The sequence below is a fragment of the Acidovorax sp. SUPP3334 genome (assembly GCF_030159055.1).
Taxonomy (GTDB): Bacteria; Pseudomonadota; Gammaproteobacteria; order Burkholderiales; family Burkholderiaceae_C; genus Paracidovorax.
This window is the reverse complement of the sequence record NZ_BQXQ01000039.1, coordinates 1-22,683: the sequence shown is the minus strand read 5'-3', so window position 1 is coordinate 22,683 and position 22,683 is coordinate 1. Positions and strand designations below refer to the sequence as shown.

The window sequence follows — 22,683 nt, the reverse complement described above, 5'->3', positions numbered from 1 at the left end:
GGATGAGGAGGGAAGAAACAGGGGTGGACAGCGTGCCGGGTGCCGGCATCACGGGCGCAGGGCCGGGGCGCCCACGGGGCCGGCCGGGCCGCCCAGCATGTCCTGCAAGGTGTCCGGCGTGGCGCCCATCTGGGCGGCCTCCATGCCGGTGCCCAGCGCGTTGCGCGTGCCCCAGCCCCGCACCGCCACCATGGCGCCGGGCTTCAGCAGCGCGGCGACCGAGGTGCCCATGTGGGGCGGGAAGCGAACGACCACGCCGTCTTCCAGCAGCAAGCCGTGCGCATCGCCGCGGCTGTTGAACAGCACCTGCGTGACGCGGGCGTTGGCCTGCAGCGGCGTCAGGGCTTCGCGGGGGGGAGGCAGGGGGCGCTGGCCCGGGGTGGGCGGGGTGTCCTGCACCGTTCGGCCTTGCGACTGGAAGGTCTCGGCGCGCAGCACCGGGGCGTCGGGGCGGTGCCAGCCTGTCACTTCCAGCGGGTCGCCGGGGTGCAGCCATGCGGTGAGCGTTTCCGACAAATGGGGGGGAAACGCGATCTGCGTGCCGTCCTGCAGCAGCAAGCCATCGGCCTCGCCATTCGGGTTGGGCAGCCAGCGTTGCAGCCGGCTGCTCGCGGTCGCGGACTGCTCGGCCACCGGCGCCTGGGCCAGAGGGCCGGGCCCGCCTGGCGGGGCAGGGGGCGGCAGTTGCGCGTGGGCGTTGGCAGCGGCGAGGGCGGCAGCCAGCAGGCCGGTGCGGAGCAAGGGGTGGAGCGTCATGAAAGTCATCCTGTCGAGTGGTGGTGCACTCACTCTCTCAAGACGCGTGCCAACGCAAGAACCCTTATGAATCAACGACTTGCGTTTTTAATAAGGCGCGTTGCGTGGATGAATGGGCGACAGCTTGTCCGCTTTCAAGACACCGTGGCGATCATTCGATGCCGTACTGCGACAGCTTGCTGTAAAGCAGTTGGCGGTGAATGCCCAGACGGCGTGCCGCCAGCGACCGGTTGCCCTGGGCCTGTTGCAGCGCATGTTCCAGCATGCAGCGCTCCAGCCGTTCCACGGCTTCGGGCAGCGACCCTTCCAGCCAGGCAGTGGGCAACGTGCCATCGGCAGCGCTGCCCTCCAGGGCGTCCCCCTGGGCCGGCGATGGCTTCAGCCCCAGGTCGGCCACCCCGATAACCGGGCCCCGTTGCAAGGCGTTGCAGCGCTCCATGGCGTTGCGCAACTCGCGCACGTTGCCGGGCCATGCGTGGGCGAGCAGCGCGCGTGCCGCGTCTGCGGACAGGCGCTTGGCAGGCTGCGGCGCGGCGGCGCCCCGCAGGAAGTGCTCGGCCAGCGGCACGATGTCGGCCAGGCGCTCGCGCAGCGGTGGCAGCACGATGTGCAGCACGTCGAGCCGGTAGCGCAGGTCTTCGCGAAAACGCCCGTCTTGCACCGCTGCGGCCAGGTCGCGGTGCGTGGCGGCCAAAACGCGCACGTTCACCTTCAACGGACGGTGGCTGCCCAGCGGTGTCACCTCGCCTTCCTGCAGCGCGCGCAGCAGCTTCGCCTGCACCTCGGGCGCCATGTCGCCGATCTCGTCGAGCAGCAGCACGCCGCCATCGGCCGCGCGAAAGCACCCCGGCCGCTCCGCCGCCGCGCCGGTAAAGGCGCCTTTCACGTGGCCGAACAGCTCGCTTTCCAGCAGCTCTTTCGGAATCGCGGCGCAGTTCACCGCCACGAACGGGCCGGCCGCGCGCGCGGAATGCTGGTGCAGTGCGCGGGCCACCAGTTCCTTGCCCGTGCCGGTTTCGCCTTCGATCAGCACGGGCGCGTCGCTGGCGCCGGCCATGCCGATGCGTTTGTGCACCTCGCGCATGGCCTCGCTGATGCCGATGAGTTCGCCGTCCTCCTGCGCATCGGGCAGCGCCGCGGGCGCCGTGGCGCTGGCATCGGCCTCGGAACGCAGGGCACGCTCCAGCACCGCTGCCACCGCCGCACGGCTCACCGGCTTGGTGAGGTGGTCGAACGCCCCCAGGCGCATCGCCTCGATGGTGCCGGAGCCGCTGGCATAGGCCGTGAGCACCAGCACGGGCGGCAGCCGTGCCGTGCGCGCGGCCAGGGCGGCCAGCGTCTGCAGGCCATCCATGCCGGGCATGCGCTGGTCCAGGAAGATGGCGCCGTAGCGGTGGCTCTCCACCCGGCGCAGGGCCTGCTCGCCGCCATCGGCTGCGTGCACCTCATGGCCAAGGCTTTGCAGGGTCTCGACCAGCGATTCGCGGAAGGTCGCGTCGTCATCGACGACTAAGAGGCGTGCCATGGCAGCTCCAGAATGAAACGGGCGCCGCCGCCTTCGCGCGGCGCGTAATGCAGGTCACCCCCGTGGGCCAGGGCCACTTCGCGCGCCAGGGCCAGGCCCAGTCCGTGGCCGTCGGCCCGGCCGGTGGCGAAGGGCTCGAAGAGCTGCGCCTGCAAGTCTTCGGGCACCCCCGGGCCGTCGTCTTCGACCACCAGGGTGCACAGGGCGCGGGCCGCCTCCGCCTGCACGGCCACCTGTACCGACAGCACGGCTTCGCCGCCGTCGGGCGCGTGGCGCACGGCGTTGTCCAGCAGGTTGTCGATGGCGCGCGCCACATGCACCGGATCGAACCGGGCTTCGGCCGCGGTATCGCCGTGCAGCGCAAGCCGCACGCCGCGGGCGTCGGCGGCGGGGCGGGCCGTGTCCAGCCGCTCTTGCAGCCACACGTTCAGGGGCACGGTCACCGGGCTGAGGCTCAAGGGCTGCACCAGCGAGAGCAGGCTTTGCACCAGGCCTTCGAGCCGGTCGATCTGCGTCACGATGGCGGCCAGGGCGTCGGCATGGCGGGCGGGCGGCGCAGCCAGGGCGTTCTCGGCCTTCAGGCGCATGGCGGCGATGGGGTTGCGGATCTCGTGCGCCACCGAGGCCGTCATGCGGCCCAGGGCGGTCAGGCGCAAATCGCGGTGGCGCTGGGCGAGCGCTTCCTTCAGCCGGGCCCGGGCCTCTTCCAGGCGCGTGCCGAAGGCATTGAAGCCATCGACGATGCGGTCCAGCTCGCGAATGCCCGTGCGCTCCAGCCGGGGCACGGCATCGACCTGCGCATCCGCCAGTGCGCCCTCCAGGCGGCGCACCTGGCGCAGGCCGCGCAGCAGCATCCAGCCCAGCCACGCGCCCGAGGCCACCACCAGCAGCGCCAGCACGGCAATACCGATGCGCAGCGTTTCCTGCGCGGCGATGGCACCCGCATGGGCGCGCGTCATGGTCCACACGGCAGTGCCTGGGTGCGCCGTCAGCGGGCAGGCCGCGACGATCAGCACTTCGCGGCTGCCGCGCACCAGGTTCACCACGGATTGGCCCGCGCTGCCGGCCTGTTTGGCCAATTCGATGATCAGGGGCGCCTCGGCGGCTGGCACGTCGGCCTTGATGCCGCTGCCTTCATAGGTGGGGTAGGCATAGGCCAGCATTCCGCTGCCGGCGCGCCACACGCCGCCTTCCACCTGCGGTACCTCCAGCAGCACCACATGCAGCAGTACGCGCAGCAAGTCGGCCTGGGGGGCGTCGGGCGCCGCGGCGGGCACCGACTTGGCATAGCGCGTGGCGATGTCCTCGCAGGCCTGCAGCGCCCGCGCCCGGCTGGCTGCCACCTGGGCTCCCGAGCCTGTCTGGTACAGCACCACGATGATCGCGGCGACCAGGGCGCAGGCGGCGAGCAAAAACGCCCAGAAAAGAAGCAGTTGGATGCGCAAAGACCGCACGGCAGGCCATCGGAGTGAGGACGGCGAATCGTACTGGTCAGATATGTCCCTGCAGATAGAAGAGATTCGGACTCGCGGAGGCTTTCATCCGCTCTTTGGGGGTAGATGGTCGGATTTATATCCAGTATGATGTGGATTTAGATCTTTCTTTAGATCTTTCTTTCAGTTGATAGCGAATGAGTACAACACTTCTTAGGCCGGAACTAGAACCCGCTCCCCTACCGCGAATTGCCGGAGGATTTTCTACAGTGTTGGCGGATCCTCCTTGGCGTTTTGCTAATCGCACCGGAAAGGTTGCGCCCGAACATCGCCGACTGGATCGATACTCAACAATGTCTCTTGATGCAATCAAAGATCTGAGCGTCGTGGATGTTTTGGCGCCAAATGCACACCTTTATCTTTGGGTGCCAAATGCTCTTTTGCCCGATGGCTTAGAGGTCATGGCTGCTTGGGGCTTTAGATATGTCAGCAATATTGTTTGGGCAAAGCGACGAATAGATGGGGGGCCAGATGGACGCGGTGTAGGTTTTTATTTTCGGAATGTTACTGAGTTGCTGCTTTTTGGGGTGCGAGGTTCTATGCGAACGCTGGCGCCGGGGCGGTCGCAGGTTAATATGATTGAAACTCGCAAGCGAGAACATTCCCGGAAACCAGATGAGCAATATGATCTGATTGAGTCGTGCTCTCCAGGTGCATATTTAGAGATGTTTGCGCGTCATGCACGCACTGGCTGGACTGTTTGGGGCGATGAGTCTTCAGATGATGTGGCTCCACGAGGGGTAGTTCATAAGGGTTATCAAGGGGGGGGCATCTTGCCGCCGCTATTGCCTAATGAGCATTTGGGTGAAGCACGAGCCGAAATAATTGGCGATAGATTGCGAGCGATGTATCAATCAGGTCAAAGTGTTCGTCAATTGGCTGACGAAACAGGTTATTCAATTCAACGAGTGCGTGCACTACTGCAAGCTGCAGGCACCCACATGCGACCTCGTGGACGGAGTTCGGGGCCTTGGCCTGCTAGTGTTGACATGTTTCAGAATGCTGAGTAAGGCTGTCCATTCCAAGTGTTTTGAGTTGCGGCAGCTATGAGAAGTGGGCAAGTCCCCATAACGCCACGCCGCACTCTGAGGGCCGCTTTTTCCAAATTGGTTGTAGTTGATGTATTCAAGTCAATGGGTAGTTTCGAGTTTCGTTGTTCTGCAGGAAGTGTGTCTTGGTAATCTTTCCAGATTCTCTCAGCCAAACCCTTCAGCGCCAATCGATCTTGCGTGATTAGAACTGCGGCTGAGATCACTCCAGCTTCGTGCCAAGCCCGGTAAGCTGATAAATCTCTATCCAAATTCCCATCTTTCGCGTTCCATTCCACATCTAGTGCAACTCTTCCTTTGAAGTTGTCAACTAGGTAACCTTCTTGCTTAACTGGAGGGAGGTGCTCAATAATCTGCAAGGTTTTAGAAAGCAAAACACCTTGCGTTACTAAATCTACACGTGTTTCTTTCCATCCACGAGCGCTAAACATCCCATCTATCTCTTGCGCAATGTCGCCACGGTTTCCACCTTTTTTCAGCCATCGACAAGGGTCGAGCACAAATGCCCCAAGAATCTGAGTAATGTCATTCCATTCGTTGGGGCATACAGACCGAAGTACGGCTGCAGCTGAGCTCGTTTCGAGAAATTCCCAACGCTGGCGTATTGCAGGGTTTAGCACGATGGGATCGTCATAAGTGCGGGTTTCAAACATTATTTGCCTGCTAAATTTTCAATAAGTGCAAGTACTTTGCCCGCAGCCCTAATCTGTAAAAACAGGTTCAAATTCAGGCTTCGGGGTAGAACAGCTTGCGCGTCGCCACGGGCGCCACGGCCCGGCCGATGGCCGCGATGTGGTCCGGCGTGGTGCCGCAGCAGCCGCCCACGATGTTCACCAGGCCCTCGGCCGCGAATTCGTGCACCAGGCGGCTCGTCACCTCGGGCGTTTCATCGAAGCCCGTGTCGCTCATCGGATTGGGCAACCCGGCGTTGGGGTAGCAGCTGATGAAGGTATCGCCCGCCACGCGGTTCAGTTCCTGGATGTAGGGGCGCATCAGCGTGGCGCCTAAAGCGCAGTTCAGGCCGATGGCCAGAGGGCGGGCGTGGCGCACGCTGTGCCAGAAGGCGGTCACCGTCTGGCCCGACAGGATGCGGCCCGAGGCGTCGGTCACGGTGCCGCTGATGATGAGGGGCAGGCGCTCGCCGCTGTTTTCGAAGTATTCATCGATCGCGAACAGCGCCGCCTTGGCATTGAGCGTGTCGAAGATGGTCTCGACCAGCAGCACGTCCGAGCCGCCCTCGACCAGCGCTTCGGTCTGCTCGTAGTAGGCCGCCCGCAACTGCTCGAAATCGACATTGCGCGCGCCGGGGTCGTTCACGTCGGGGCTGATGCTCGCAGTCTTGGGGGTCGGGCCCAGGGCGCCGGCCACGAAGCGGGGCTTGTCCGGCGTCGAATACTTGTCGCACGCCGCGCGGGCCAGCCGCGCCGACTTGAGGTTCATCTCGCGCGCCAGGTCGGCCATCTTGTAGTCCTCCTGCGCGATCGTGGTCGCGCCGAAGGTGTTGGTCTCGATGAGGTCGGCGCCGGCCGCCAGGTAGCGCTCGTGGATGTCGCGGATCACGTCGGGCCGCGTGAGGCTCAGCAGCTCGTTGTTGCCCTTCACGTCGCGCGGAAAGTCCTTGAACCGGTCGCCCGTGCCGTCCGCGCCGGCATAGCCCTCGCCGCGGTACTGGGCCTCGCCCAGCTTGAAGCGCTGGATCATGGTGCCCATGGCGCCATCGAGGATGGCGATGCGTCGGGCCAGTATTTCAGGCAATTGCTGTCCGCGGGTGTAGGTAATCTGCTGCATGGCTGAATTGTAAGAACCACCGCGGCATGCGCTTGCGGCAAGGGCATGGCGGAGCCGGGGTGCAGCGCGAAATGTATGTATGAGTAACATGCCGCCTTGGTGATGCCCATTCGATCCGTGTTTTCCATCCCGCCCCACGCCCTTTGGAGTTCCCCATGTCCCTTCACCCCATCCAGCCCTCCTTTCTGCGCCGGCTCCGGCCCTTGTGTCTGTGCGTTGCAGCCGCATGGGCGGGCGCCGGCGGCGCGCAGACGCCGGAGCTGCCTGCCGCAGCACCGGTCGAATCGCATGAGACGGCGCCACACGACGGGCATGAGTGGGGCTACACCGGGCCCGAAGGTGCAGACCACTGGGCCGACCTGGCCAAGGAAAACGCGCTGTGCGGAAGCGGGCAGCAAAACAGCCCGGTCGACCTGCAGCATGCGGTTGCGGCCGATCTGGGCCCGCTGCTGCTGGACTACCGGGCGGTGCCCATGGCGGTGCGCAATACCGGACATTCCATCCAGCTGGATCTGCCGAACGGAGGAACGATGCGCACCGGAGGCCGCGAATACACGGCGCTGCAAATCCATTTCCATCACCCCAGCGAGCACCTGCTGAACGGCCGGCGCTTTCCGATGGAGGCCCACATCGTTCACCAGGGCCCGGACGGAACGCTGGGTGTGCTGGCGATCTTTTTCGAAACCGGCAAGTCCAACCCCGCCTTTCAGCGGGTGCTGGATGCCATGCCCACGGGCCAAGGCCAGACCCAGCCGGTCGCCAACGCCTCGGTGAAGGCGAGCGACTTTCTGCCAGTGCAAAAGCAACGCCGCTTCTTCCGTTATGAAGGCTCGCTGACCACGCCGCCTTGCACCGAAACCGTGGATTGGGTGGTACTGAATGCGCCCCTGCAGGTTTCCGCGGCGCAGATCGACGCATTCGAGCGCGTCTATCCCTTCAATGCGCGGCCGCTTCAGCCGCTGCACCGCCGCTTCCTGCTGAAGAGCCGCTGAGGAACAGGCGGCGGCTTCGGCGTCGCTCTTCTTCTCTTCTTGCTTGTGCCATCAACGGGCCGCGCCCTCCTGGCGCGCTGACCCCACCGCCGTCGCTGCCACCTCCAGAAAGACCTGCAGCGCCGGCACCGCCGCGTCCGCATGCCAGGCCAGCACGCCCACCGTAGGGTGGTGCAGATGCGCGATGGGCACGAAGCGCACGCCTTTCACCACGGCCTGTGCCATCGAGGCCGGCACCAGCGCCACCCCCATGCGCAGGGCCACCAGCGCCACCACGGTGAGCCACTGGCGGGTGGCATGCCGCGTGTGCGGATGGATGCCGGCGCGGTGGAAGAGGGCGATCACGTTGTCGTGGTTGGCGGGCGCCACATCGCGCGAGAACATCACGAACGTCTCGGCCTCCAGGGCGCGCAGGTCCACCGCGGGCGCTGCGGCCATGGCGTGGTCTTCGGGCAGGCAGCACACGAAGTGGTCTTCGGCCAGCGGCAGGCTGCGCAGCCGGTCGGGCACCACGCTGGTGTTGATGAATCCCGCATGCAGCTGCCGGTGCAGCAGCGCTTCGAGCTGCTCGCCCGAGGACATTTCGCGCAGGTTCACCTCGATGCCGGGCGCCCGCTCGCTGAAGGCCCGCACGATGGCGGGCATGTCGCGGTACACCATGGAGCCGGTGAAGCCGATGTCCAGGCGGCCGCGCTGCCCGGCGGCCACTGCGCGGGCCGTCTCGCCCGCGCGCGCCACGCGGTCCAGCACCACGCGCACCTCGGTGAGATAGGCGTGGCCTGCGGGCGTCAGTGCGACCTGCTTGCTGGTGCGCTCGAACAGCTTCACGCCCAGCCCGTCTTCCAGCGCCTTGATGCCCGAGCTCAGCGGCGGCTGCGTGATGGCCAGGCGCTCGGCGGCACGGCCGAAATGCAGTTCTTCGGCGAGCACGGCGAAGTAGCGCAGCAAATGCAGTTTCATGGCGGCGATGATGCCAGCGCGCCTACCTGCGGTCGCCGTCGCATCGCAGACCTTTCAATACGATTTCGGCAGTCCCAGCACCTTCTCCGCGATGAAGCACAGGATGAGCTGCGGGCTCACCGGCGCCAGGCGTGGAATCCACGACTCGCGCAGGTAGCGCTCCACGTGGTATTCCTTGGCGTAGCCCATGCCGCCATGGGTGAAGATGGCCCGCTCGCAAGCGTGGTAGCAGGCCTCGGCCGCCAGGTACTTGGCGGCGTTGGCCTCGGCCGCGCAGGGCAGGTGCTGGTCGTACAGCCATGCGGCTTTCTGCACCATGAGGTGCGCTGCCTCCAGCTCCATCCACGACAGCGCCAGCGGGTGCTGGATGCCCTGGTTCTGCCCGATGGGCCGGCCGAACACCTCGCGTTCGTTGGCATAGCCCGCAGCGCGCGCCAGCGCCGCGCGGCCCAGGCCCACGGCCTCGCTCGCGATCAGGATGCGCTCGGGGTTCAGGCCGTGCAGGATGTACTGGAAGCCCTTGCCTTCCTCGCCCACGCGGTCTTCCACCGGAATGCGCAGCCCGTCGATGAACACCTGGTTCGAATCGACGCACTTGCGGCCCAGCTTTTCGATCTCGCGCACCTCCACCGTGCTGCGGTCCAGATCGGTATAGAACAGGCTCAGGCCTTCGGTGCCGGTGCATGCCTCCACCGGCGTGGTACGCGCCAGCAGCAGGATCTTGTTGGCCACCTGCGCGGTGCTGATCCACACCTTCTGGCCGTGCACGACGTAATGGTCGCCCTCGCGCACGGCGCGGGTCTTGAGCTTGAGCGTGTTCAGTCCCGTGTTGGGCTCGGTCACGCCGAAGCAGGCCTTGTCCCGGCCCGCGATCAGCGGTGGCAGCCAGCGTGCCTTCTGCGCCTCGGTGCCGAACACCACCACCGGGTGCAGCCCGAAGATGTTCATGTGCACGGCCGATGCGCCCGACAGGCCGGCGCCGGTGGCCGAAATGGTGTGCATCATCAGCGCGGCTTCGCTGATGCCCAGGCCTGCGCCGCCGTAGGCCTCGGGCATGGCGATGCCCAGCCAGCCGGCGTCGGCCAGCGCCCGGTGAAAGTCTTCGGGAAAGCCGCCTTCGCGGTCGCGGTGCAGCCAGTAGTCCGCGTCGAACGGGGCGCACACGCGCTCGATCGCGTCCCTGATCTGTGCGTGTTCGGGAGACAGGGCGAAGCTCATGCGGCGCCCTTCGCCGCCGGGCGGATCACCTTGTCGGGCGACTCGGCATAGGGCGGGCTGTAGATCACCAGCAGCTTCACCGGCGTGTCGCTGGTCACCGTGAACACATGCATCTGGTCGGCCGGAAAAAAGCACATGTCGCCCGGCACCATGTCGAAGGCTTCGCCCGCCACCTCGGCCCGCGCCGTGCCTTCCAGCAGGTAGCAAGACTGCTCGATGCCCGGGTGGGCGTGCGGCAGGGCGCCGCCGCCCTTGTGCAGCGTGCCCAGCAGCACTTCCATCTGCTGTGCGCCCACGGTCTCGGGGCCGATCAGGCGCTGGTTGTGCGTGTGGTGGTGGTTGGCGGGCTGGTAGCTGGGCACCTGGGCGGCGCGCACCAGGTAGCGGGGCGGGGTGGGGTTCATGCGGTGGTGTCTCCGGAGGCGGCGCGGCAGGCGCCTTGCGCCAGCAGGGCTTCGATGTGGGTGGGGCTGTAGCCGGCCTCGGCCAGCAGCGCGCGCGTGTGCTCGCCCAGCTGCGGCGCTGGCGTCTGCGTGCGCGCGGGCGGCGTGGCCGACCAGCGCGTGGGGTGGGCCATGGCGTGCATCGGCCCTTCGGTGGGGTGCACGCTGTCGTGCAGGAAGCCGGTGGCGCGCAGCTGCGCGTTGGTCAGCAGATCGGCGGGCGAATTCATCGGCATGTTCGGCACGTCGGCCGCATCCAGCAGGGCCTGCCACTGCGCCGTCGTGCGCGTGCGCAGGATGCGTGCGACCTCGGCATAGACCGCATCGATGTGCGCAGCGCGCGCGCTGTGCGTGGCGAAGCGCGGGTCTTGCGCCAGCCCTTGCGATTCGCCGATGGCCGCGAAGAAACTGCGCCAGTGCTTGTCGTTGTAGATCAGCACGCACAGCATGCCGTCCGCCGTGGCGTAGGGCTTGCGGTGGGCCGTCAGCAGCCGTGCGTAGCCCGGATCGCCCCGCGGCGGCTCGAAGGTGAGCCCGGCCATGTGGTCGCCCAGAATGAACTGCGCCATGGCCTCGAACATGGGCACCACGATGGCCTGGCCCGCGCCCGTCTTCTCACGCGCATACAGCGCCGCCGTCACGGCGTACACCGCGTGCAGGCCGGTCACCCGGTCCGACAGCGTGGTCGGCGCGTAGGCGGGCTCGGGCGCGCCGTACTGCTGCATCAGCCACGGAATGCCGGTGGCGCCCTGGATCAGGTCGTCGTAGGCCGGGCGCGCGGCATCGGGCCCGTCCTGGTCGAAGCCGCAGCAGCTGACGTGGATGATGCGCGGGTTGCGCGCGCTCACGGCGGCATGGTCCAGCCCCAGCCGGGCCAGCGCCTGCGGCCGCACGTTGCTGATCAGCACGTATGGCCTGGGGGCTGGACTTGTACGGCACGCTCAGCACATCCACCTGGGCGATGTGCTTGATGCTCTCCATCGCCACCACCGAGTCCGTGCCGCTGCCGGCAGCGAACGGAACGATCAGGGTGATGGGGGCGTTGGGATAGGGCTGCTGGGCCCGGGCGGGGGCCGCGGAGATGGCGGCGATGCCGCAGGCGGCCAGCAGGGCCTGGATGAGGTGCTTCATGTCTTTGTCTCCTGGGTCGGTAGGCCGTGCCCCTGTGCCGGGGCTGAAGGCATCTTGTCGGCGGCAGCCATTCGCGTCCAATTGAATAAACGGAGCGATCCATTCGTTTTGCGAATCGTCGATGGCTATCGCCCCAAGGTTGAGCCGCTGGCCCGGCGCACAATAAGCGCCTTTCCCGGCATCGCACGCCCCGGCGCCTTGCCGTGCCACGGCGAAAAGATCAGTATCCAATCGGCCTCCAGCGCTTATGTATCAAGCGGTGGAGGCTATCAAAAAGAGAGTATTCGAGTTTGTCTCCCGCGCATTTCGTTCTGCACGACGTTTTCGGCTACGACCAGTTCCGCGGCCCCCAGCAGGCCATCGTCGAGCATGTGATCGCTGGCGGCGACGCGCTGGTGCTCATGCCCACCGGCGGCGGCAAGTCGCTGTGCTACCAGGTGCCGGCCATCGTTCGGCGCGATGCCGGGCAGGGCGTGGCCATCGTCGTGTCGCCGCTCATCGCGCTCATGCACGACCAGGTCGGCGCGCTGCACGAAGCCGGTGTGGACGCGGCCTACCTCAACTCCACGCTCGACTGGCAGCAGACGCAGGAGCTGGAAAAGCGCGTGGCGCGGGGCGACATCACCATGCTGTACGCCGCGCCCGAGCGGCTGACCACACCGCGTTTTCTGGAGCTGCTCGATGGCCTGCACCAGCGCGGCCAGCTGTCGATGTTCGCCATCGACGAAGCGCATTGCGTGAGCCAGTGGGGCCACGACTTCCGCCCCGAGTACCGCGCGCTCACCGTGCTGCACGAGCGCTATGCCGGCGTGCCGCGCATCGCGCTCACCGCCACGGCCGATGCCCTCACGCGGGCCGACATCGTCGAGCGGCTGCAGCTCGAAGGCGCGCAGCATTTCGTCAGCAGCTTCGACCGGCCCAACATCCGCTACCGCATCGAAGAAAAGAAAGAGCCGCTGGCGCAACTGCTGCGCTTCATCGAGCGCGAGCATCCCGAAGACGCGGGCGTGGTCTATTGCCAATCGAGAAAGCGCGTGGAGGAGATGTCGGCCGCGCTGGTCGATGCGGGCCTCAAGTCGCTGCCCTATCACGCCGGCCTGCCGCCCGAGGTGCGCCAGCAGAACCAGGACCGCTTCCTGCGCGAAGAAGGCATCGTGATGGTGGCCACCATCGCCTTCGGCATGGGCATCGACAAACCCGACGTGCGCTTCGTCGCCCATGTGGACATGCCCAAGAACATCGAGGGCTACTACCAGGAAACCGGCCGCGCCGGCCGCGACGGACTGCCGGCCGACGCCTGGATGGCCTACGGCCTGCAGGACGTGGTGAACCAGCGCCGCATGATCGATGAAAGCCCGGCCGGCGAAGAGTTCAAGCAGGTCATGCGCGGCAAACTCGACGCGCTGTTGGCCCTGGCCGAGGCCACCGACTGCCGCCGCGTTCGGCTGCTGGGCTACTTCGGCGAAGTCTATGGCGAGCCATCGAGCGCCGCCGGGCCACCCCAAGGCGCGAGCAGCCCCCTTGGGGGGCAGCGAGGACACGAAGTGCAGAGCGTGGGGGCCACATGCGGCAACTGCGACAACTGCATCAGCCCGCCCGCAGTGTGGGACGGCACGGACGCGGCCCGCAAGCTGCTGTCCACCATCTACCGCGTGCACGAAGCCAGCGGCCTGACCTTCGGCACCGGGCACATCATGGACATCGTGCGCGGCAAGGACACCGAGAAGGTCAGGCAGTTCGGCCACGACAAGCTTTCGACCTTCGGCCTGGGCAAGGACTACTCCGAAGCGCAACTGCGCGGCGTGCTGCGCCAGTTGCTCGCCACCGGCGCAGTGGGCCTGCACAAGGTGATGCTGGAGAGCGGCCACAGCTTCGACACGCTGAGCCTCACCGACGGTTCGCGGCCCGTGCTCAAGGGCCAGACGCCGGTGCAGCTGCGCGAGTCCACCGCCGCCACGCCCGCCAAGCGCACCCGCCGCAGCACCGCGCCGCCGGCCGCCGCCGCCAACCTGGGCCCGGACGCGCAGGTGCGCTTCATCAACCTCAAGGCCTGGCGCGCCGAGGTCGCGCGCGAGCACAACCTGCCCGCCTACGTGATCTTCCACGACGCGACGCTGGCCGCGATCGCCGAGCGCAACCCGTCTTCCCTCGATGACCTGCAGGGCATCAGCGGCATGGGGGCGAAGAAGATGGAGGCGTATGGGGCCGAGGTGCTGCGGGTTTGCGGGCAGGGTGAGGCGGCGGCTTGATGCGGCGGGTGATGCGCCGTGGTTCCAACAACGCCATGGCTCGGTTCTGGAGAAGGCTGGCGTGTGCGATCTCGTGGGCGGTATCGGCGTCCGGGCTCGCGCTCGCCCAGGATGCGCCATCGCGCCAAGTGCTGGAATCGTTCCCGGTCGAAGCGGTGCCGGCCGCCCATGGGAAGCCGGTCTATGAACTTTCGCTGGCCTCCTGCCAAAGCGCGCCTTGCCCGTTCGAGGTGCGTTTGCTGTCCCGACCGGGAAAGACCGAGCCGGGCATGGTCCCAGGTGGCAAGGCCTCTGCGGTGCTGGACTCCATCGCGCTGGGCTGGCCTGCCAATGCGACTGAGGCGCAGTCGGTGGATGCGCAGGCCAGGCCCGGTGGCTGGGCTTTGGCCCCGGGTCCTGCGCCGCGTGTCTGGTCCACGGGCGAGGAGGAAAACCATGTCAGCGTCTCGGCCCGCACCCTTCCCCTGGAGCGGGAAAAACCTGGCACGTCACGGGCTCTGTGGGTCACGCAGATGGCCGGCTTCGACCATCCCAAGCGCCGCCATGCGATGTATGTGGCCTCATCCGTTCGATTGAAGACCGCGTGGTCCCGCAGCGATCCCCAGGGGCCTCATGTTTCCCGGGTCGTAGTGCCGGTGCACGGCGCGCCCGTGCATCTTTCCATGTTCCTGTCTCCCTCCGACGATGTCGCGGACAAGGTATCGGCCCAGCGTCTGGAGTGGGATGGCCGGCGGCAGGTGTTTGTTGAAAAGCCCGCAGCAGCGGCACTGCATGCGGTGGTCGCGGCCTCTTATTCCACCCTGCGCGAGGCCCGGGCCGCGAGGGCTGCTTCAGCGTGCGTCGCTGAATACGGCGTGGTGGATACCTGGCCCGCGAAGGGCCTGGTGCCGCGCCGTTATGCGCTCATCGCGCTGGCCGTGGAGCCGGTGCAAGCCGCGGCGGAAACGGCGCGCTTGAGCGAGTGCCAGCCGGATGCTCCGGTGCGCGTCCATCCGCTCGGCCGGCTTTCCCCCCGTTCTTTTTCTGCCCGCTGAACGATGGCCTGGGGTGGCCATCCCGCCCATCCCGCCCAGGCCGTGTCCGGTTCTTGTCAGGGCCTCGCGGCAGGCCGCATACCTTTTACCGCCAACCGGTCCTGCAGCATCGTCTGCGTGATCGCCCGGCCTATCTGTTCGAAGGCCTTGCCGGCCTCTTTCATCTCGTCCAGCCCCTCGGCACAGGCGGCCACCACGATGGCGCGTCGCCCGTTGTCCTGTGGGTCGATCACGCCCATGTGGCAGGCCCGATGGAACTGGGTGCCGGTCTTGTGGATGAAGCGCACCGTGCGCGGCAGGCCGGCTTCGAGCCGGTAGGCGTCGTAGGTGTCGAACTTCAGATCCTTGTAGAGCAGCTGCTGGTGGGCCGGCGACACGAGTTGGCCGCGCACCAGTTGTTCCAGCATGGCGCCGTAGCCATCCAGCGTGGCGGTGTTGGTCTGGTGGCGGTAGTACCGGTCGTAGGCCTCGTCCAGGGTCTTGACTTTCATGGCACCGGGCGCCGCGCCGAGGGTGCGGGCCAGCGCCTGCAGGCGCTTGGGGCCGACCGGGGCGGCGGCGATGCGCACCAGGTCCATGTTGGAGAGCCGGCGGGCATCGGGGTGCGCTTCCCCATAGACCTGATACCGCACCTCGGTGAAGTTGGTGATGCGGCCCACGCCGCGGCCGCCCAGCAGGGCCTGGGCGCGCTGGTTGAGCGGCTCCTCGCCCACCGCGCGGATCAGCAGGTTGGCGGCGGTGTTGTCGCTTTCCATCAGCATGCGTTTGAGCAGCGACTGCACGGTATGGCGCGTGCCATCGGGCTGCCACACCACGGCGCCGGAGCCATCGACCTTGTCGGTGGCCTGCAGCACGAGTTCCTGGTTCATCCGCAGGCGGCCGGCTTCGACCTCCTGCAGCACGGTGATCGCAATCGGCAGCTTGACGGAGGAGGCCAGGTACCAGGGGCGGTCGGCGGCATGCTCGAAGGTCTCGCCGTTATCGAGCCGCTTGACGTAAAGCCCCAGCTGCCCGGGCGTCGCTTGTTCGATGCGGTCCACCTGCTGGCGCAAGGCATCGGCCCAGGCCGTGGCGGCGTGTGCAGGGTCAGGGTTCGTCGTCCACGCCAGCGTCAGCGCCGCCAGGGCCAGGGTGGCCCGCCGCACCGGTGCTGGCAGAGGGGGACGCGGCGCGGCTCGGCACGGTTTGGCAGGGAGGTTCATGGGGTTTTCCATCCGACAACAGGCCCGATTGGCAGAGGGCGACACCGACCTGCCGAAGCGTGCGGTCGGACCGGGCCGTGGACAGTTCGCCGCGCGTGCAGGCCACCACGATGATGCGTTTGTCTTTCGGCAGGCGCGGCACCGTCACGAGGCCCGAGTCGCATGTTCGGGCGCGCTGCGTGCCGGTCTTGTGGGCGAAGCGCGCACCGCTGGGTAGGCCGGCCTTGATGCGGTGCGTGCCGGTTTTCACGCGCTCCATCACCGCCAGCAGGTAGGCGGTGTGGCGCGGCTCCAGAAGGCGGCCCTCCACCAGTTGCGCCAGCAGTTCGGCATAGGCATCGAGCCGGGCGGAGTTCAAGCCGCTGGCGTAATACGTTTCGTAGGCCTCGTTCAAGGACACGGGGCGCAGCGTGTCGGTCGGCACGCGCAGCAGGCGCGCCAGCGTGGCTTTCACGTCGGCTTCGGTGCGCTGCTGCTGCAAGGTGATGAAGTCGCGTCCCGACAGGTGCAGGGCCTGGGGCGTGAACTGGCTGTAGGCCTGGCGCCGCACGTCGGCCAGGTGCGTGATGCGCTCGAAGCCGCCCGGCACCGCCGACTGCACCAGCGCATTGATCTCACGCAGGCCCACCAGGTCGATCAGCATGTCGCTGGCGGTGTTGTCGCTGTAGACCATCATCTGTTCCAGCAGCCAGCGCACGCTCAGGGGCGCGCCCACCGGCTGGTTCTTGGCGGGGCCGGCACCGTCCACGTAGTCGGTGGCGCGCAAGGTCAGTGCGGTGTCCAGCGTGTAGTCGCCGCGCTCCACGCCGCGCAGCACGGCGATGGCCACGGGCACCTTGATGGACGATGCCAGGTACCAGCGTTCGTCGCCATGGAAGGAAAACGCCTGCCCCGTGTCGAGATCGCGCACCTGCACGCCGAAAGCCGCGGTGCTGTGTGCGGCCACCCGCTCCAGCTCGCGCTGCAGCGCCTTGGCCCAGGGGGGCACCGCTGGCCCGGCAGGCCCCGCCAGCGGCGCGGGGGACGCCGGGTCGGTGGGGGTGGCCATGGCAGGCAGCGCCAGGAGCAGCGTGGCCCAGGCCAGGACGAAGGGGCGAAGGCGCGATAAGGCAATGGACTGCATGCGTGGCAGGGGGGCGATCCAACAAGTGCGGGCGGAACCCTCGGCGGCACGGTGGCCGCGCGGGTGCGAAGCCGCCAAAGTTACACCGCCCGTCCGCGGCGCTGCGTAACACCCCGTGCGGCGTGGGTGTGGGACAGCGGCGCATGCAGGGGCATGGGCACTGTTTTTATAATCAGTGCTGGCGCCTGTCCACGTCCTTTCTCGCTTTCTCGCTTTGCCTTTCGTCCTTTGCCCTTTGCCCTTTGCGGGGCCTGCCAGCCCCACGGCCTCACCGCTCCAACCAGCCATCCGCATGTCCGAGCCCAAGCTCACCCGTTCCCACCGCACCCGCCTGATGCAGATCTGGCGCTCCGCCGGCTGGCCCTGCCAGGACGCGCTGGAGATCGACCTGCTGGCCGCCGGCATGGTCGCGCAGCACATGGCACCGCAGGGGCACACGGTGATGCGCCTGACCGATGCGGGCATCCAGTGGCTGGCCGATGCCCGCCAGCGGGGCCTGAGGGCCTTGAGCGCCCACGACCGGCTGGCCCAGCGCTTCGCCGAGCATCTGCTGGCCGCGGGCCGCATCGTGTGGCGCGAACTGTCGCTGCGCGCGGCGGTCGAGCCCGCGCCGCCCGCGATCCCGGCAGCGGTCGCGCCCTCCGTGGCCGATGCCGTGACGGTGCCGCCAGGCCAGCGCGCGGGGGCAGGGCTGCTCTGGGCCGAGTGCGCCGACGCCGATGCCGACGCGGCACCGGCCCGGGCTGCGGCCCAGGTGTGGCGCATGGCCCTGCCCGACCTGTTTTCGGTGCGCAACACCACCGTGCCGGCCTACCTGCAGCCGATGGTGCACGAGGTGAAGGCCAGCCGCGCCGACCTGCTGTCCGACCTGCGGCACGGGGCCAAGCGGCAGGCCTACCGGTGGCTGTGCGAAGAAGGCTATTACGTGTTCCCAGCCGGCGTTGCCGAGCCCGAAGAGATCCCCGAGCAGTTCGGCGTGTGGGTGCTGCACGGCGGGATCGATACCGGCCGCTTCGAGTTGCTGCGGCCCGCGCGCCACGCGCGCTGCAGCCTGCCGTTCGCGGTCTGGATGGCGCTGTGCAAGGCCACGCCGCTGCGCAGCGAGGGCGAGCCCGTGCAGGCGCTGCTGGGCGAGGACTCCCCGCCTGGCCCGTGCGAAGGCGCTGACTGATGTACACCGTGGCCGTTCGCGAGCTGTGCGAATTCACGGCCAAGCAGGGCGACCTGGATTGGCGGTTCACCCCCGCGCCCACCGCGCTGGAAGGCATCGCCGGCCATGCCACCGTGGCGCAGCGGCGCCTGGCGGGCCGGGGCGCCGGCGCAGGGCCGGGCTATGAAAGCGAGGTGGCGCTGGAGGGCCAGCACCGCCGCCTGCGCGTGCGGGGCCGCGCGGACGGCTTCGATCCCGCCGCCTGCCGGCTGGACGAGGTGAAGACCTTCAAGGGCCGGCTGGACCGCCAGCCCGCCTCGCACCGCGCGCTGCACTGGGCGCAGGCCAAGGTCTATGGCTGGCTGCTGTGCCAGGCGCGGCAGCTCGTGCGCATCGACGTGGCGCTGGTGTACTTCGACATCGGCAGCCAGCAAGAGACGGTGCTGACCGTGCCCTGCACGGCCGATGCGCTGCGCACCCACTTCGAGGCGCAGTGCGAACGCTTTCTGGGCTGGGCCGAGCAGGAGGCGGCCCACCGCACCGAGCGCGATGCGGCGCTGCGCGCGGCCGTGTTTCCGTTCGGAAGGTTTCGCACCGGCCAGCGGCCCCTGGCCGAGGCCGTGTATCGCAGCGCCACCGCGGGTCGGTGCCTGCTCGCGCAGGCGCCCACCGGCATCGGCAAGACGGTGGGCACGCTGTTTCCGCTGCTCAAGGCCGCGCCGGGCGAGCGGCTGGACAAGGTGTTCTTCCTCACCGCCAAGACCTCGGGCCGGCAGGTGGCGCTGGACGCGCTGGCCCGCATCGCCGCAGCCCAGCGGGTACCCGCCGGTGGCGGTGCCGAGCCGGCCGCGGTGGCGCCATCGCCCGATGCTTCGGTGTCCGGCGCCACCCGCACGCCGGGCGGTGCCGGCCTGCCTCTGCGCGTGCTCGAACTGATCGCCCGCGAAAAGGCCTGCGAGCACCCCGGCCAAGCCTGCCATGGCGAATCGTGCCCGCTCGCTCGCGGCTTCTACGACCGGCTGCCCGCTGCGCGCGCGGCGGCGCTGGCCACCGCATCCGCGCCTTCACCTGCATCCCCATCCCCATCCCCATCCGCACCCCTGGAAGCCACCAGCGGGCAATTGCTGGACCAGGCCCGTGTGCGCGATGCCGCGCTGGCCCATGGCGTGTGCCCGTATTACCTCGGGCAGGAACTGGCCCGCTGGGCCGATGTGGTGGTGGGCGACTACCACTACTACTTCGATGCGGGCGCGCTGCTGCATGGCCTGGCGCAGGCCAACCAGTGGCGCGTGGCCGTGCTGGTGGACGAGGCGCACAACCTCGTCGAGCGCGGCCGCCGCATGTACACCGCCGAACTGCTGCCCGATTCGCTCTACCAGGCCCGGCATTCGGACACGGCGGGCCGCGTGCCGGCGGTGAAGAAGGCGCTCGACAAGGTGCGCCGCGCCTGGGTCGCGCTCGACAAGGCGCAGCCGCAGCCCTACGCCATGCACGATGCCTTTCCGCCCGCGCTGCTGGCCGCCTTGCAGCAGTGCGGCAGCACGCTGGCCGACCATTTCGCCGAACACCCCGAGCAGATGGACCCGGCTCTGCAGGCCTTCTACCTGGAGCTGCTGCACGCCCAGCGGCTGGCCGACTGCCTGGACACGCATTCGATGGTGGACGTGGCCCGCGCCCCCGGCGGCGCGCCCGGCAGTTCGGTGGTGTGCCTGCGCAACGTGGTGCCGGCCCCGTTCCTCGCGCCGCGCTTTGCGGCGGCGCACACCAGCACCCTGTTTTCCGCCACGCTGCAGCCGGCGCGCTATTACGCCGACCTGCTCGGCCTGCCCGCGGGCCATGCCGGCGTGGACGTGGCCTCGCCCTTCCAGGCCGCGCAGTTGCGCGTATCGGTGGCCCGGCACATCTCCACCCGCTACCCGCACCGGGCGGCATCGCTCGTGCCCATCGCCGATTTGATGGCGCGGCAGTTCGGCGAGCGGCCGGGCAACTACCTTGCGTTCTTCAGCAGCTACGAATACCTGCAGCAGGTGGCCGAGGCGTTCGCGCAGCGCCACCCGGGCGTGCCGCACTGGTGCCAGTCGCGGCGCATGCAGGAGGCCGAGCAGCGCGACTTCCTCGCGCGCTTCGTCGAAGGCGGCGAGGGCATCGGCTTCGCCGTGCTGGGCGGCGCGTTCTCCGAGGGCATCGACCTGCCGGGGCGCCGGCTGATCGGCGCGTTCCTCTCCACGCTCGGGCTGCCGCAGATGAACCCGGTCAACGAGCAGATCCGCCAGCGCATGCACGCCCTTTTCGGCGAGGGCTACGACTACACCTACCTCTTCCCCGGCCTGCAGAAGGTGGTGCAGGCGGCCGGCCGCGTGATCCGCTCGCCCAGCGACGAGGGTGTGGTGCACCTGATCGACGACCGCTTCGCGCGGGCCGAGGTGCGGCGCCTGCTGCCCGATTGGTGGGCCGTGGAGGGTTAGGGCTCAAATCGGCCTCCAGCGCATATTCAACTAGGGCATATTGCTATAAAATTAATAGCGAAAAAAGGAGCGTGGCCAGCGGTGTGACATGAACACCAGCGCCAACAGCAGTACCGAGATGGCAGCGGCTGCGATGAACGGTATTTCAGTCCCCCCATGTGCAATAAGCAAAGCACCAAAAGACGGGGCCGACACAATGGCGAAGGTGGACACACTTCTCAAGGAGGTGCTTACTCGTCCCAGTAAATGTTGGGGGCACAGGTTCTGAATGTTGACGCTCGCGCCGATCGTGAATAATTCATAACCGAACCCGTTGGCAAACCAAAGCGCTGCAAAGGACAGATTGTTCAAATAATGTGGCGCCACTTTAATAATCGCTGCCGAAGAAACTATGGCCAGTGAGAAGATAATAACGCCATGGCGGATAAGAAACCCTGCCTCCTTGTTTTTCAACAGAAACCGTACTATTAACGCCGCAGCGATGGCCCCTGCCGCCGTGCTCGAAACGATGAGAGAGAAAACAGTGGCGTCGAATCCCCTTGATCTGACAAAGGATGCCAAATGGGGGTCATAGATTGCCAACGCCAGTGAAGCCCCAATGGTCAAGCACATGCTCATCAGCAAAGCGGGGGGAAGGCCACTGAATGATTTGAAGCCATCGATGAGATTCATCGCGAGATTTTTAACTCCCCGGATATTCTCTTTGACTGGGAAGTCGATGCCTTGGAACAAGCGCGGCAGTACCAATGCGCAGATGCCGGTCGAAACTGCAGACACGACGAAGACCTGTTGGGCTGGCAACGCCAGAATTAGCAAACCTGCTAATGCCGGCGTTGCGATCTTGGCCAATTGATCCAAAGCGCTTAAGCTTGAAAAATAACGGGTGCGAACATCTTGGTGGATAGCTTGGTTCGTGACAACGGCACTTGATGGCCAATAAGTCAGATTGGCCAAACCTTTTGCCAACACCAAAATGGCAAAAATCCCAAATGATGGAGAAAAGGCAATCAGCGCGGTGAAAAAAGTGCGAAAAATCGCGCCCAAAAGCATCAATTTTCGGGGGTCGCTCCTGTCAAGAAATGCCCCAAAAATAGGGCCAATAATCAAACTAGGTAAGCCATACAGGGCAGCGACCAAAGCAACTTCAGAAGGAGAGGACTTCCAAATAAAAGAGGCCACTGAAAATATTAAAAAAATATCTATCCAAGAAGAAAATCCTGCCAATGTCTGAATGCACAACAAAAACCAATACTTGGATTGGTGATTTTTTTGCATGTTAGAAAATATATGTGGGTTTTGAGGTGAAAATTCTGTCTTCAAAAACGAAGCCGTCCAAACCGTGTTCTTTGGTGAACTGAATCAGATCGCTGAGGCGGTTTAAAAAACCTCCTCCATTAAAATTCAATGAGGTGTTGCATAACACTCCGAGGCCGGTGCATTTTTTGAATTCCACTAATAATTCGAATATGTCTGCGTTGTTCTCTTGGGTGATCGATTGGGGCCTAGCTGAATTGTCTACATGGGTGACGGCTGGAATTTTGTCGGAATTGACATTCCTAAAATGCAACATATATGGGCTGGGGACGGATGAGCCGAAATATTCCTGCATATCGTTGGCTAGGCAAATCGGTGCAATCGGGCGGTAGGCTTCCCGCCTTTTGATTTTGTTGAGCTTTTCCAGCATGTTTTTGGTTGAAGGGGAAGCCAGTATGGATCGTGCCCCTAAGGCACGAGGTCCCATTTCATAGCGGCCGCGCATCCATCCTAGAACAGCCCCATTTGCGAGCAGCTTGGCAAATGCAGACGCAGAGTAATAAAAAATGTCCCAACCGCTGAGATCGGGAGTGTCATCGTAGGGAAACTCTCCGGCGTAAACATTCCACTTTACTTTCGCATACCCACTGAGGAAATGTTGAGCATCGATTGCTGTTCCGATAGCCGAGCCGCTGTCATTCACACATGGCGGAATGAAAATATCGGCGGATTCAAAAGTGAAGTGCAACACCTTGGGTTCAATGAATCTCGGTGGAGTGCTGCGGGCTGTTGATGAGCAACTCCCGGTAGACCGCCAGAGGTGATCGTACCCCGAGGCCTTTCCTGGGCCT

General features: G+C 66.1%; 18 protein-coding genes and 2 pseudogenes. 6 read left to right on the top strand and 14 right to left on the bottom strand.

All coding sequences use genetic code 11. The features are described from left to right. Positions 1-48: 48 nt before the first annotated feature. The 3 genes from AVHM3334_RS18990 to AVHM3334_RS18980 form a co-directional block, all read right to left on the bottom strand. Entirely contained in the window at positions 49-756 is a 708-nt protein-coding gene (locus AVHM3334_RS18990; protein WP_284414923.1) for a hypothetical protein, read from the bottom strand. Positions 757-907: 151 nt separating this feature from the next. After that, a complete protein-coding gene (locus AVHM3334_RS18985) occupies positions 908-2,281 on the bottom strand; it encodes a sigma-54-dependent transcriptional regulator (RefSeq protein WP_284414921.1) in 1,374 nt (457 codons plus the stop codon). Beyond that, positions 2,266-3,735 (bottom strand): sensor histidine kinase, encoded by a 1,470-nt coding sequence (locus AVHM3334_RS18980; protein ID WP_284414919.1) that lies wholly within the window; start codon positions 3,733-3,735, stop codon positions 2,266-2,268. Before AVHM3334_RS18980 ends, AVHM3334_RS18985 begins: the two co-directional genes overlap by 16 nt. Before the next feature lie 176 nt (positions 3,736-3,911). Here AVHM3334_RS18980 and AVHM3334_RS18975 point away from each other — a divergent pair, with 176 nt between their 5' ends. Next, positions 3,912-4,784 (top strand): MT-A70 family methyltransferase, encoded by an 873-nt coding sequence (locus AVHM3334_RS18975; protein WP_284414917.1) that lies wholly within the window; start codon positions 3,912-3,914, stop codon positions 4,782-4,784. Here the strand turns inward: AVHM3334_RS18975 and AVHM3334_RS18970 are convergent. Both AVHM3334_RS18970 and AVHM3334_RS18965 read right to left on the bottom strand, forming a co-directional pair. Continuing rightward, positions 4,769-5,476 (bottom strand): BglII/BstYI family type II restriction endonuclease, encoded by a 708-nt coding sequence (locus AVHM3334_RS18970; RefSeq protein WP_284414915.1) that lies wholly within the window; start codon positions 5,474-5,476, stop codon positions 4,769-4,771. The genes AVHM3334_RS18975 and AVHM3334_RS18970 overlap by 16 nt on opposite strands. A gap of 73 nt (positions 5,477-5,549) precedes the next feature. Further along, entirely contained in the window at positions 5,550-6,611 is a 1,062-nt protein-coding gene (locus AVHM3334_RS18965; RefSeq protein WP_284414914.1) for a homocysteine S-methyltransferase family protein, read from the bottom strand. A gap of 155 nt (positions 6,612-6,766) precedes the next feature. On the opposite strand from AVHM3334_RS18965, the gene AVHM3334_RS18960 reads away from it, so the two are divergent. Continuing rightward, positions 6,767-7,603: a carbonic anhydrase gene (locus AVHM3334_RS18960; protein WP_284414913.1), complete on the top strand. Its 837-nt coding sequence runs from the start codon at positions 6,767-6,769 to the stop codon at positions 7,601-7,603. A gap of 51 nt (positions 7,604-7,654) precedes the next feature. On the opposite strand, the gene AVHM3334_RS18955 is transcribed toward AVHM3334_RS18960, so the two are convergent. From AVHM3334_RS18955 to AVHM3334_RS24085, 5 genes and pseudogenes are all read right to left on the bottom strand, one after another. Next, a complete protein-coding gene (locus AVHM3334_RS18955; RefSeq protein ID WP_284414911.1) occupies positions 7,655-8,563 on the bottom strand; it encodes a LysR family transcriptional regulator in 909 nt (302 codons plus the stop codon). 54 nt (positions 8,564-8,617) lie between these two features. Beyond that, positions 8,618-9,781: an acyl-CoA dehydrogenase family protein gene (locus tag AVHM3334_RS18950; protein WP_284414909.1), complete on the bottom strand. Its 1,164-nt coding sequence runs from the start codon at positions 9,779-9,781 to the stop codon at positions 8,618-8,620. Beyond that, positions 9,778-10,185: a cupin domain-containing protein gene (locus AVHM3334_RS18945; RefSeq protein WP_284414908.1), complete on the bottom strand. Its 408-nt coding sequence runs from the start codon at positions 10,183-10,185 to the stop codon at positions 9,778-9,780. Before AVHM3334_RS18945 ends, AVHM3334_RS18950 begins: the two co-directional genes overlap by 4 nt. After that, a pseudogene (locus AVHM3334_RS18940) lies at positions 10,182-11,132 on the bottom strand (CaiB/BaiF CoA transferase family protein); the annotation flags it as partial. The gene AVHM3334_RS18945 and the pseudogene AVHM3334_RS18940, both read right to left, overlap by 4 nt. Before the next feature lies 1 nt (position 11,133). Next, a pseudogene (locus AVHM3334_RS24085) lies at positions 11,134-11,355 on the bottom strand (hypothetical protein); the annotation flags it as partial. A 290-nt stretch (positions 11,356-11,645) separates the two neighbouring features. Between AVHM3334_RS24085 and AVHM3334_RS18930 the strand changes: the two are divergent. Together AVHM3334_RS18930 and AVHM3334_RS18925 are read left to right on the top strand one after the other, a co-directional pair. Further along, positions 11,646-13,604, top strand: a complete 1,959-nt coding sequence (locus AVHM3334_RS18930) for a RecQ family ATP-dependent DNA helicase (protein ID WP_284414906.1) — start codon at positions 11,646-11,648, stop codon at positions 13,602-13,604. Positions 13,605-13,639: 35 nt separating this feature from the next. After that, the gene (locus tag AVHM3334_RS18925; protein WP_284414904.1) at positions 13,640-14,638 is read left to right on the top strand and encodes a hypothetical protein; all 999 of its coding nucleotides are present in this window, start codon (positions 13,640-13,642) and stop codon (positions 14,636-14,638) included. A gap of 56 nt (positions 14,639-14,694) precedes the next feature. Here the strand turns inward: AVHM3334_RS18925 and AVHM3334_RS18920 are convergent, their stop codons facing one another. Both AVHM3334_RS18920 and AVHM3334_RS18915 read right to left on the bottom strand, forming a co-directional pair. Continuing rightward, a complete protein-coding gene (locus tag AVHM3334_RS18920) occupies positions 14,695-15,783 on the bottom strand; it encodes a serine hydrolase (protein WP_284414902.1) in 1,089 nt (362 codons plus the stop codon). Beyond that, positions 15,725-16,963: a serine hydrolase gene (locus AVHM3334_RS18915; protein WP_284414900.1), complete on the bottom strand. Its 1,239-nt coding sequence runs from the start codon at positions 16,961-16,963 to the stop codon at positions 15,725-15,727. The genes AVHM3334_RS18920 and AVHM3334_RS18915 overlap by 59 nt, the downstream gene beginning before the upstream one ends. A 292-nt stretch (positions 16,964-17,255) precedes the next feature. On the opposite strand from AVHM3334_RS18915, the gene AVHM3334_RS18910 reads away from it, so the two are divergent. Continuing rightward, positions 17,256-18,134: a hypothetical protein gene (locus tag AVHM3334_RS18910; protein ID WP_284414898.1), complete on the top strand. Its 879-nt coding sequence runs from the start codon at positions 17,256-17,258 to the stop codon at positions 18,132-18,134. Then, positions 18,134-20,578 carry an ATP-dependent DNA helicase gene (locus tag AVHM3334_RS18905; RefSeq protein ID WP_284414896.1) on the top strand — a complete coding sequence of 815 codons (2,445 nt, stop codon included), beginning with the start codon at positions 18,134-18,136 and terminating at the stop codon, positions 20,576-20,578. Before AVHM3334_RS18910 ends, AVHM3334_RS18905 begins: the two co-directional genes overlap by 1 nt. Positions 20,579-20,629: 51 nt before the next feature. On the opposite strand, the gene AVHM3334_RS18900 is transcribed toward AVHM3334_RS18905, so the two are convergent. Together AVHM3334_RS18900 and AVHM3334_RS24080 are read right to left on the bottom strand one after the other, a co-directional pair. After that, positions 20,630-21,853, bottom strand: a complete 1,224-nt coding sequence (locus tag AVHM3334_RS18900; protein ID WP_284414894.1) for an MFS transporter — start codon at positions 21,851-21,853, stop codon at positions 20,630-20,632. A gap of 1 nt (position 21,854) precedes the next feature. Continuing rightward, positions 21,855-22,319, bottom strand: a complete 465-nt coding sequence (locus tag AVHM3334_RS24080) for a carbamoyltransferase C-terminal domain-containing protein (protein WP_502869943.1) — start codon at positions 22,317-22,319, stop codon at positions 21,855-21,857. Positions 22,320-22,683: the final 364 nt, after the last annotated feature.

Coding starts and splice junctions, on each gene's coding strand:
- AVHM3334_RS18945 (WP_284414908.1), bottom strand. CDS start 10,185: ATGAACCCCACCCCGCCCCGCTACCTGGTGCGCGCCGCCCAGGTGCCC.
- AVHM3334_RS18975 (WP_284414917.1), top strand. CDS start 3,912: ATGAGTACAACACTTCTTAGGCCGGAACTAGAACCCGCTCCCCTACCG.
- AVHM3334_RS18900 (WP_284414894.1), bottom strand. CDS start 21,853: ATGCAAAAAAATCACCAATCCAAGTATTGGTTTTTGTTGTGCATTCAG.
- AVHM3334_RS18905 (WP_284414896.1), top strand. CDS start 18,134: ATGTACACCGTGGCCGTTCGCGAGCTGTGCGAATTCACGGCCAAGCAG.
- AVHM3334_RS18910 (WP_284414898.1), top strand. CDS start 17,256: ATGTCCGAGCCCAAGCTCACCCGTTCCCACCGCACCCGCCTGATGCAG.
- AVHM3334_RS18950 (WP_284414909.1), bottom strand. CDS start 9,781: ATGAGCTTCGCCCTGTCTCCCGAACACGCACAGATCAGGGACGCGATC.
- AVHM3334_RS18965 (WP_284414914.1), bottom strand. CDS start 6,611: ATGCAGCAGATTACCTACACCCGCGGACAGCAATTGCCTGAAATACTG.
- AVHM3334_RS18915 (WP_284414900.1), bottom strand. CDS start 16,963: ATGCAGTCCATTGCCTTATCGCGCCTTCGCCCCTTCGTCCTGGCCTGG.
- AVHM3334_RS18925 (WP_284414904.1), top strand. CDS start 13,640: ATGGCTCGGTTCTGGAGAAGGCTGGCGTGTGCGATCTCGTGGGCGGTA.
- AVHM3334_RS18955 (WP_284414911.1), bottom strand. CDS start 8,563: ATGAAACTGCATTTGCTGCGCTACTTCGCCGTGCTCGCCGAAGAACTG.
- AVHM3334_RS18960 (WP_284414913.1), top strand. CDS start 6,767: ATGTCCCTTCACCCCATCCAGCCCTCCTTTCTGCGCCGGCTCCGGCCC.
- AVHM3334_RS18985 (WP_284414921.1), bottom strand. CDS start 2,281: ATGGCACGCCTCTTAGTCGTCGATGACGACGCGACCTTCCGCGAATCG.
- AVHM3334_RS18970 (WP_284414915.1), bottom strand. CDS start 5,476: ATGTTTGAAACCCGCACTTATGACGATCCCATCGTGCTAAACCCTGCA.
- AVHM3334_RS24080 (WP_502869943.1), bottom strand. CDS start 22,319: ATGGGACCTCGTGCCTTAGGGGCACGATCCATACTGGCTTCCCCTTCA.
- AVHM3334_RS18990 (WP_284414923.1), bottom strand. CDS start 756: ATGACGCTCCACCCCTTGCTCCGCACCGGCCTGCTGGCTGCCGCCCTC.